At 63.0% G+C, this 7,206-nt stretch carries 7 protein-coding genes, 2 tRNA genes and 1 pseudogene; 7 read left to right on the plus strand and 3 right to left on the minus strand.

Annotation, left to right across the window (positions count from 1 at the left end):
- Positions 1–56 precede the first annotated feature (56 nt).
- The 3 genes from gcl to LB565_RS06250 all read left to right on the plus strand — a co-directional run bounded on the left by gcl (position 57) and on the right by LB565_RS06250 (position 3,670).
- Positions 57–1,838, plus strand: a complete 1,782-nt coding sequence (gene gcl / locus LB565_RS06240) for a glyoxylate carboligase (RefSeq protein WP_224582266.1) — start codon at positions 57–59, stop codon at positions 1,836–1,838.
- A 38-nt stretch (positions 1,839–1,876) separates the two neighbouring features.
- Positions 1,877–2,674, plus strand: coding sequence for a 2-oxo-tetronate isomerase (gene otnI, locus LB565_RS06245; RefSeq protein WP_224582267.1), 798 nt, complete (start codon positions 1,877–1,879; stop codon positions 2,672–2,674).
- Between the two features lie 108 nt (positions 2,675–2,782).
- Positions 2,783–3,670: a 2-hydroxy-3-oxopropionate reductase gene (locus LB565_RS06250; RefSeq protein ID WP_224582268.1), complete on the plus strand. Its 888-nt coding sequence runs from the start codon at positions 2,783–2,785 to the stop codon at positions 3,668–3,670.
- Positions 3,671–3,715: 45 nt separating this feature from the next.
- On the opposite strand, the gene LB565_RS06255 is transcribed toward LB565_RS06250, so the two are convergent.
- Positions 3,716–4,576 carry a TrmH family RNA methyltransferase gene (locus LB565_RS06255; RefSeq protein WP_224582269.1) on the minus strand — a complete coding sequence of 287 codons (861 nt, stop codon included), beginning with the start codon at positions 4,574–4,576 and terminating at the stop codon, positions 3,716–3,718.
- 199 nt (positions 4,577–4,775) lie between these two features.
- Between LB565_RS06255 and LB565_RS06260 the strand changes: the two genes are divergently transcribed.
- Both LB565_RS06260 and LB565_RS06265 read left to right on the plus strand, forming a co-directional pair.
- Positions 4,776–4,860, plus strand: a tRNA-Tyr gene (locus tag LB565_RS06260).
- An 86-nt stretch (positions 4,861–4,946) separates the two neighbouring features.
- Positions 4,947–5,020, plus strand: a tRNA-Gly gene (locus tag LB565_RS06265).
- Between the two features lie 71 nt (positions 5,021–5,091).
- Here LB565_RS06265 and LB565_RS06270 read toward each other — a convergent pair.
- Entirely contained in the window at positions 5,092–5,547 is a 456-nt protein-coding gene (locus LB565_RS06270) for a YidB family protein (protein WP_224582270.1), read from the minus strand.
- Between the two features lie 135 nt (positions 5,548–5,682).
- On the opposite strand from LB565_RS06270, the gene LB565_RS06275 reads away from it, so the two are divergent.
- Positions 5,683–5,940: a GlsB/YeaQ/YmgE family stress response membrane protein gene (locus tag LB565_RS06275; RefSeq protein ID WP_224582271.1), complete on the plus strand. Its 258-nt coding sequence runs from the start codon at positions 5,683–5,685 to the stop codon at positions 5,938–5,940.
- 74 nt (positions 5,941–6,014) lie between these two features.
- On the opposite strand, the gene LB565_RS06280 is transcribed toward LB565_RS06275, so the two are convergent.
- Positions 6,015–6,902, minus strand: coding sequence for a DMT family transporter (locus LB565_RS06280; protein WP_224582272.1), 888 nt, complete (start codon positions 6,900–6,902; stop codon positions 6,015–6,017).
- 227 nt (positions 6,903–7,129) lie between these two features.
- On the opposite strand from LB565_RS06280, the pseudogene LB565_RS06285 reads away from it, so the two are divergent.
- Positions 7,130–7,206 (plus strand): annotated as a pseudogene (locus LB565_RS06285) (elongation factor Tu); the annotation flags it as partial.

The following is a 7,206-nucleotide window of genomic DNA, read 5'->3' on the forward strand; positions in this document are numbered from 1 at the left end:
GAAAAATCGAAGGCTCGCTGTCATTGTCAAGCCAACCAACGAAATGGAGGCTTATCATGGCCAGGATGCGCGCTGTCGATGCGGCGGTTCTCGTTCTCGAAAAGGAAGGTATCACCAATGCCTTCGGCGTGCCTGGCGCGGCGATCAATCCGCTCTATTCGGCGCTGAAGGCGCGCGGCACCATCCGCCATGTGCTGGCACGCCATGTCGAAGGCGCCTCGCATATGGCCGAAGGTTATACGCGGGCCAAGGCCGGCAATATCGGACTCTGCATCGGCACTTCCGGTCCGGCCGGCACCGACATGATCACCGGCCTCTATTCGGCCTCGGCGGATTCTATTCCGATCCTCTGCATCACCGGGCAGGCGCCGCGCGCGCGCCTCAACAAGGAGGATTTCCAGGCCATCGACATCGCTTCGATCGCGGCACCGGTCGCCAAATGGGCGGTCACCGTCATGGAGCCCTATCTGGTGCCGATGACGCTGCAGAAGGCCTTCCATCTGATGCGCTCCTCGCGGCCCGGACCTGTGCTGGTCGACCTGCCGCTCGACGTTCAGCTTGCCGAGATCGAATTCGACATCGACGCCTATGAGCCGCTTGCCCCCTTCAAGCCGGCGATGACGCGCGCCCAGGCCGAGAAGGCGCTGGCGATGCTCAACGAAGCGGAAAAGCCGCTGATCGTCGCCGGCGGCGGCATCATCAACGCCGATGCCTCCGATCTTTTGATCGAATTCGCCGAAGTCACCGGCGTGCCGGTCATCCCGACTTTGATGGGCTGGGGGGCGATCCCCGACGACCACCGGCTGATGGCTGGGATGTGCGGACTGCAGACCTCGCACCGCTACGGCAATGCGACGATGCTGGCCGCCGATTTCGTCTTCGGCATCGGCAACCGCTGGGCCAACCGCCACACCGGTTCGATCGACGTCTACACCAAGGGGAAAAAATTCATCCATGTCGACATCGAGCCGACGCAGATCGGCCGCGTCTTTGCGCCGGATCTCGGCTTCGTCTCGGATGCGGGTGCCGCGCTGAAGATCCTGCTCGACGTTGCCACGGAATGGCGCACCGCCGGCAAGCTGCGCGACTGGTCGGGCTGGGCAAAAGAATGCCAGCAGCGCAAGAAGACAATGAAGCGCAAGACGCATTTCGAGCAGGTGCCGCTGAAGCCGCAGCGCGTCTATGAGGAGATGAACAAGGCGTTTGCCCGCGACACCACCTATGTCACAACGATCGGCCTGTCGCAGATCGCCGGCGCGCAGTTCCTGCATGTCTACAAGCCGCGCAACTGGATCAATTGCGGCCAGGCCGGCCCGCTCGGCTGGACGCTGCCGGCCGCACTCGGCGTGCGCGCCGCCGATCCGGATCGCGATATCGTCGCGCTTTCCGGCGACTATGATTTTCAGTTCATGATCGAGGAACTGGCGGTCGGCGCTCAGCACAAGCTGCCTTACATCCACGTCGTCGTGAACAACGCCTATCTCGGCCTCATCCGCCAGGCGCAGCGTGGTTTTTCGATGGACTATGAGGTGAGCCTCGCCTTCGAGAACGTCAACCGTGCAGGCGATCCGGAGGCCGGCTACGGCGTCGATCATGTCGCGGTCGCCGAGGCGATGGGCTGCAAGGCGGTCCGCGTGAAGAAGCCAGAGGAATTCGCCGGCGCCTTCAAGGAGGCACAGCGGCTGATGAAGGAGCATCAGGTGCCGGTGGTGCTGGAATTCATCCTCGAGCGCGTCACCAATATTTCCATGGGCACGGAAATCGACAAGATCACCGAGTTCGAGGAGCTTGCCGAACGCAACGAGGATGCGCCGACGGCCATCATGATGTTGGACTAGGCGACCTGGGGCAGGCAGAAAAAGAAGGAGAAAAAGGAATGCCGCGTTTTTCAGCCAATCTTTCGATGCTCTTCGGCGAGCATGAGTTCCTGGACAGATTCGATGCCGCTGCACGCGCAGGCTTCAAGGGTATCGAATATATCGGCCCGTATGACCATGCCCCGGATGTCGTCGCGGCGCGGCTGAAGAAGAACGGCCTGACGCAGGTTCTGTTCAACCTGCCGGCCGGCGACTGGGCGAAGGGCGAACGCGGCATCGCCGTGCTGCCGGACCGCGTGCCGGAGTTCCGCCAGGGCGTCGCCAAGGCAATCACCTATGCGCATGCGCTGGGCTGCGAGCAGATCAACTGCCTTGCCGGGATCGCGCCGCGGGGCGCCGACCGCGTGGTGCTGGAGAACGTCTTTGCCGAAAACCTCGCCTTCGCGGCCGAGAAGCTGGAGCAGGCCGGCATCAGGCTCTTGATCGAGCCGATCAACACCCGCGACATTCCCGGCTTCTTCCTGAACTATTCCGACCAGGCTCTGGCGCTGATCGACCGCATCGGCTCGAAGAATATCTTCCTGCAATACGACATCTACCACATGCAGATCATGGAGGGGGATCTCGCCCGTACCATCGAGGCGAACCTCGGCCGCATCGCGCATATCCAGCTTGCGGACAATCCCGGCCGTCACGAGCCGGGGACGGGCGAGATCAACTATCCCTTCCTCTACGACCACATCGACCGGCTCGGCTATTCCGGCTGGATCGGCGCCGAATACAAGCCGAAGGCCGGCACCGAGGCCGGGCTCGGCTGGTTCCGCGAATTCGCCGGGCAGGGCAGCGCGGCGGCCTAAGAGCTTCCTTCTCCCCGTCTCTAGACGGGGAGAAGGTGCCGGCAGGCGGATGAGGGGCAGCGCCGGCCTTTCGATGAGTTAGAGCCAAGAATTTCGGGAGCAACACCAATGGAAACCATCGGTTTCATCGGCCTCGGCATCATGGGCGCGCCGATGGCGAGGCATCTGCTCGACGCCGGCTATCCGGTCGTCGCCAGCGACCATCGCTCCAAGCCGTCTGCTGACCTTGTCGCCAAAGGGCTGAAGACCGTTTCCGGCCACAACGCGGTGGCGAAGACCGCCGACATCATCATCACCATGGTTCCGGACACGCCGCAGGTGAGCGATGTGCTGTTCGGCGAGAACGGCGTCGCCTCCGGTCTCACCAAGGGCAAGCTCGTCATCGACATGAGCTCGATCTCGCCGATCGCCACCAAGGAATTCGCCAAGAAGATCAACGAACTCGGCTGCGACTATCTCGACGCGCCGGTGTCGGGCGGCGAGGTCGGCGCCAAAGCTGCCTCGCTAACCATTATGGTTGGCGGCGAGGAAAAGGCCTTCGAGCGCGCCAGGCCGGTGTTCGAGAGGATGGGCAAGAACATCACGCTGGTCGGACCGAACGGCGTCGGCCAGACCACCAAGGTCGCCAACCAGATCGTTGTGGCGCTCACCATCGAAGCCGTCGGCGAAGCGCTGGTCTTCGCCTCGAAGGCGGGCGCCGATCCGGCCAAGGTCAGGCAGGCGCTGATGGGCGGGCTCGCCGCCTCGCGCATCCTCGAAGTGCATGGCGAGCGCATGATCAAGCGCACCTTCGCGCCGGGCTTCCGCATCGAACTGCACCAGAAGGATCTCAACCTGGCGCTTGAAGGCGCCAAGGCACTCGGCGTGTCGCTGCCCAACACTTCGACCACGCAACAGCTCTTCAATTCCTGCGCCGCCAATGGCGGGGCCAAGGAGGATCACTCGGCGCTTGTGAGAGCGCTGGAGCGGATGGCGGGGCATGAAGTGGGTGAATAGTGAATAGGGGCGCGTCCTGACCATTCACCATTGACTATTCACCATTCACCTTTTCGCTAGGAATTTCCTCGCCGCATAAAGGCTCACCGCCGCTGCATTCGATACGTTGAGCGAGCGGATCGCGCCGGGCATGTCGAGGCGGGCCAGTGCCGTCACGGTCTCGCGGGTTTTCTGGCGCAGGCCCTTGCCTTCGGCGCCCAGCACCAGCGCGATTTTATCGCCGTCGAAGGTCTTTTCGAGGTCGGCCGGTCCTTCCGAATCGAGCCCGATGGTCTGGAAGCCGGCCTCGTGCAACTGCGCCAGCGTATCGGCGAGGTTCTTCACCTCGATCTGGTCGATATGCTCCAGCGCGCCGGAGGCGGATTTGGCCAGCACGCCCGATTCCTGCGGGCTGTGGCGGGCGGTCGTGATCAGCGCGCCGGCACCGAAGGCGACGGCGGAGCGCAGGATCGCACCGACATTGTGCGGATCCGTCACCTGGTCGAGCACCAGCACCAGCTTCGTGTCGCCGAGCGCGTCGAGACGCTTCGGCTTGAGCGGCTCGGCCTCGATCAGCACGCCCTGATGCACCGCATCGGACCCTGTGATCCTGTCGATGTCCTTCGGCTCGACCAGTTCGGCCTTGAAGGGCAGGGCGGCAAGCTCGCCGATCGAAAGCCGCTCGGCGGCGTTGCGCGTCACCAGCATCGTGCTGATCTTGCGCCGCGGATTGTCGAGCGCCGCCCGCACCGTGTGCAGGCCGTAAAGCCGCACCAGTCCGTCGCCGGGCGCTTCGCCAGGCGGCACCGGCTGGCGCGGCCGGAATGCCGGCGCGCCGCCTGCCTTCTGGTCGCGATGCGCGCGCCTCAGCTTGGCGTAATGGGTGTCCTTGCGCGTGCCGGGCTTGTTGCTTTTATCGTCGCTCATGCCGGCCTCTATAGCCGTCCCGTCCGGCTAAGGATATGGGCTGCGGCAATGAATGCCGAACATCCTCGAAAAACCCTGGCCGCGCCGGTTGACACCTACCGGCCTTGCCGCCATAAGGCGCTTCGCTGATTTCGGAGAAGATCTTACTCGGGCTCCGGATCGGCGCGAACGCCTCGTTGCATGGCTCCGGCGGCAGACTGGAGAGGTGCCCGAGTGGTTAAAGGGGACGGACTGTAAATCCGTTGGCTTAGCCTACGTTGGTTCGAATCCAACCCTCTCCACCACTGCCGGCCCGGAAGCCCTGAAACGAAAGTCTCGGATCGAAAATGCATGGCGCTTTTCGGGTGAATCCGGTACCTCAGTGCAAGGCGCGGGTATAGCTCAGTGGTAGAGCAGCAGCCTTCCAAGCTGAATATGCGGGTTCGATTCCCGCTACCCGCTCCAGATTTCCTCCTCGCATGGTCCAAAGAAAACGCCGCGCGTGGCGCGCAGCGTTTCCATTTCATCCAGCCCGCTTAGCTGTTGAAGGCCGAAGCGACCTGATGGTGCTGCGGGATCTGGCCGTTCGGCGTCAGCTTGTCGACGATGCCGGGCAGCGCCGTGGAGAGCTGCTGCAGCAACTCCTGCTCGTTCATGCCGGTGCGCTGCGCGATCTCGCGGATCACCGACGGCCCGAGCGCCGAGCCGAGATCACCCGGGTTGATTGGCTGGTTCTGACCGGTGCCGACCCAGGAGTCGGCGACATTGCCGTGGCCGGCATCCTTGAGCTTGTCGAGCAGGCCGCCAAGACCGCCGAGCAGGCCGCCATCGGCGGACGCATCGGTTCCCGCAGGGGTTGGCGCCGGCGCTTGCGGCGCGGACGCCTCTTCGCTTCTGCCGCTCAGCATCTTGCCGACCAAAAGCGCGCCGAGCGCGATCATCAGGGGTTTGGTGATGTTGCCGCCCGGAACGGCGTTGTCGAAAAGGCCCATCGTGGATCTCCTTATCCAATCCAGCCAAGCCCGCCCGGCCACACAATGGCGCAAACCGGCGGAATTTCAAGCTGTCTTGAGCTTTTGCCAATCATATGACCATGATGACTAGGCGGGGGAAATTAGGAGGGAATTATGGGCATTATCAGTTGGATCATTCTCGGCCTTATCGCCGGGTTCATCGGCAGCAAGATCGTCAACAAGACCGGCCAGGGCATGATCATGGACATCGTGCTCGGCATTGTCGGCGCCATCGTCGGCGGGCTGATATTCAGCGCCTTCGGCTCGGCGGGTGTCACCGGTCTCAACATCTGGAGCCTGATCGTGGCCGTCATCGGCTCTGTCGTCGTGCTCTGGGCCTATCACCAGATTTCCGGCAAGCGCACGCTGTAGAAGAAGGCCAGGGAACAGCCAGTAGGCTGCTGGAGGTCGACCCGGTCGGGTCGACCCAGGCTGGAGGCGCGCCGTCAGGCGACCATGGCCAGCCGGCGTTTTCTTTCGTCGAGCGAGACGATGGCCAGACCGCTGGCCATGACCAGCAGGATGCCGCAGACGGCGAGCGCGTTGGGAAACTGTCCGAACACCAGCAAGCCCGAAATGACCGCCCAGACGGTGAAGCAGTAATAGAAGGGCGCGACCGCGCTTGTCGGCCCAATCCGGTAGGCCATGAAGATGAAGAAATGGCCGAAGATCAGGAACAGGCCCGCCCCGGCGATCAGCAACAGATGACGTCCTTCCGGCATTACCCATTGCTCCGTCGCCAGATGCGCCGCGCCTGAGCCGACCAGCACCACCACGACCGCGGAGATAGCGACGATCATGCCCGGCACCTCGGCGCCCACTTTGCGGCCAGCTATATCGCGTACCGCCGCGAAGGCGGCGTTGCCCAGCGCCAGCAGCGCATAGACCGAAATGCCCTGCATGGTCGGCTGCGCCACCATGAGCGCCCCGACAAAGCCAAGGCCGATCAGCGCCATGCGCGTGGCGCCGATCTTTTCGCCGAACAGTAGCGAGGAGCCGACCAGCACGATGAGCGGCGTGACTTGCCCAAGCGCGGTGGAATCCGCGATCTGCATGTTCGCCAAGGCGACGACATAGCAGAGGATCGCCAGCAATTCGAACAGGTTGCGGCGCAGCACTTTGCGCTCGAAGAGCAGCGGGATCTGCCTGGCATAGCCAAGCATCAGAAGCAGCGGCACGCCCCACAGCGTCGCGGCAGCACCCCGCAGCAGGAGCACTTCATAAGGTGGCAGTCCGGTGGTCGCGAGCTTCATCATCGTGTCGTTGACGAGATAGGATCCCGTCGAGATGATCATGAACAGCGGACCGCGGATATTGGATGGAATGAACTGCATCCGCCGACAAAATCAGAGCGGCGTCGCGGCGGCAATGGGCCAGGCGGGAGCCTTTGATTTTATGCACCGCAGCCCTATATCCGCGCCATATCCCCCTGAAATCGACCGTCGGTTCGGGTCGAGCGGGAATCCGCTCAGCCACAAGGTACTTGTGTTTTTCGGCCGTTGTCGCTAATCGCCCCGCATTCGACTGAACTGAAGGTCAAGGCCGTCCAAGGAAAGAGACTATGGCAAAAGGTAAATTCGAGCGCACCAAGCCGCATGTGAACATTGGCACGATCGGCCACGTCGATCATGGCAAGAC

Origin of the sequence: Mesorhizobium sp. CA14, from assembly GCF_020165195.1 — a bacterium.
In the GTDB taxonomy this organism is placed as follows: Bacteria; Pseudomonadota; Alphaproteobacteria; order Rhizobiales; family Rhizobiaceae; genus Mesorhizobium.

Excerpts from the sequence above, each read along its gene's own strand:
- otnI (WP_224582267.1), top strand. The coding sequence starts at position 1,877 with ATGCCGCGTTTTTCAGCCAATCTTTCGATGCTCTTCGGCGAGCATGAG.
- LB565_RS06280 (WP_224582272.1), bottom strand. The coding sequence starts at position 6,902 with ATGCAGTTCATTCCATCCAATATCCGCGGTCCGCTGTTCATGATCATC.
- LB565_RS06250 (WP_224582268.1), top strand. The coding sequence starts at position 2,783 with ATGGAAACCATCGGTTTCATCGGCCTCGGCATCATGGGCGCGCCGATG.
- gcl (WP_224582266.1), top strand. The coding sequence starts at position 57 with ATGGCCAGGATGCGCGCTGTCGATGCGGCGGTTCTCGTTCTCGAAAAG.
- LB565_RS06275 (WP_224582271.1), top strand. The coding sequence starts at position 5,683 with ATGGGCATTATCAGTTGGATCATTCTCGGCCTTATCGCCGGGTTCATC.
- LB565_RS06270 (WP_224582270.1), bottom strand. The coding sequence starts at position 5,547 with ATGGGCCTTTTCGACAACGCCGTTCCGGGCGGCAACATCACCAAACCC.
- LB565_RS06255 (WP_224582269.1), bottom strand. The coding sequence starts at position 4,576 with ATGAGCGACGATAAAAGCAACAAGCCCGGCACGCGCAAGGACACCCAT.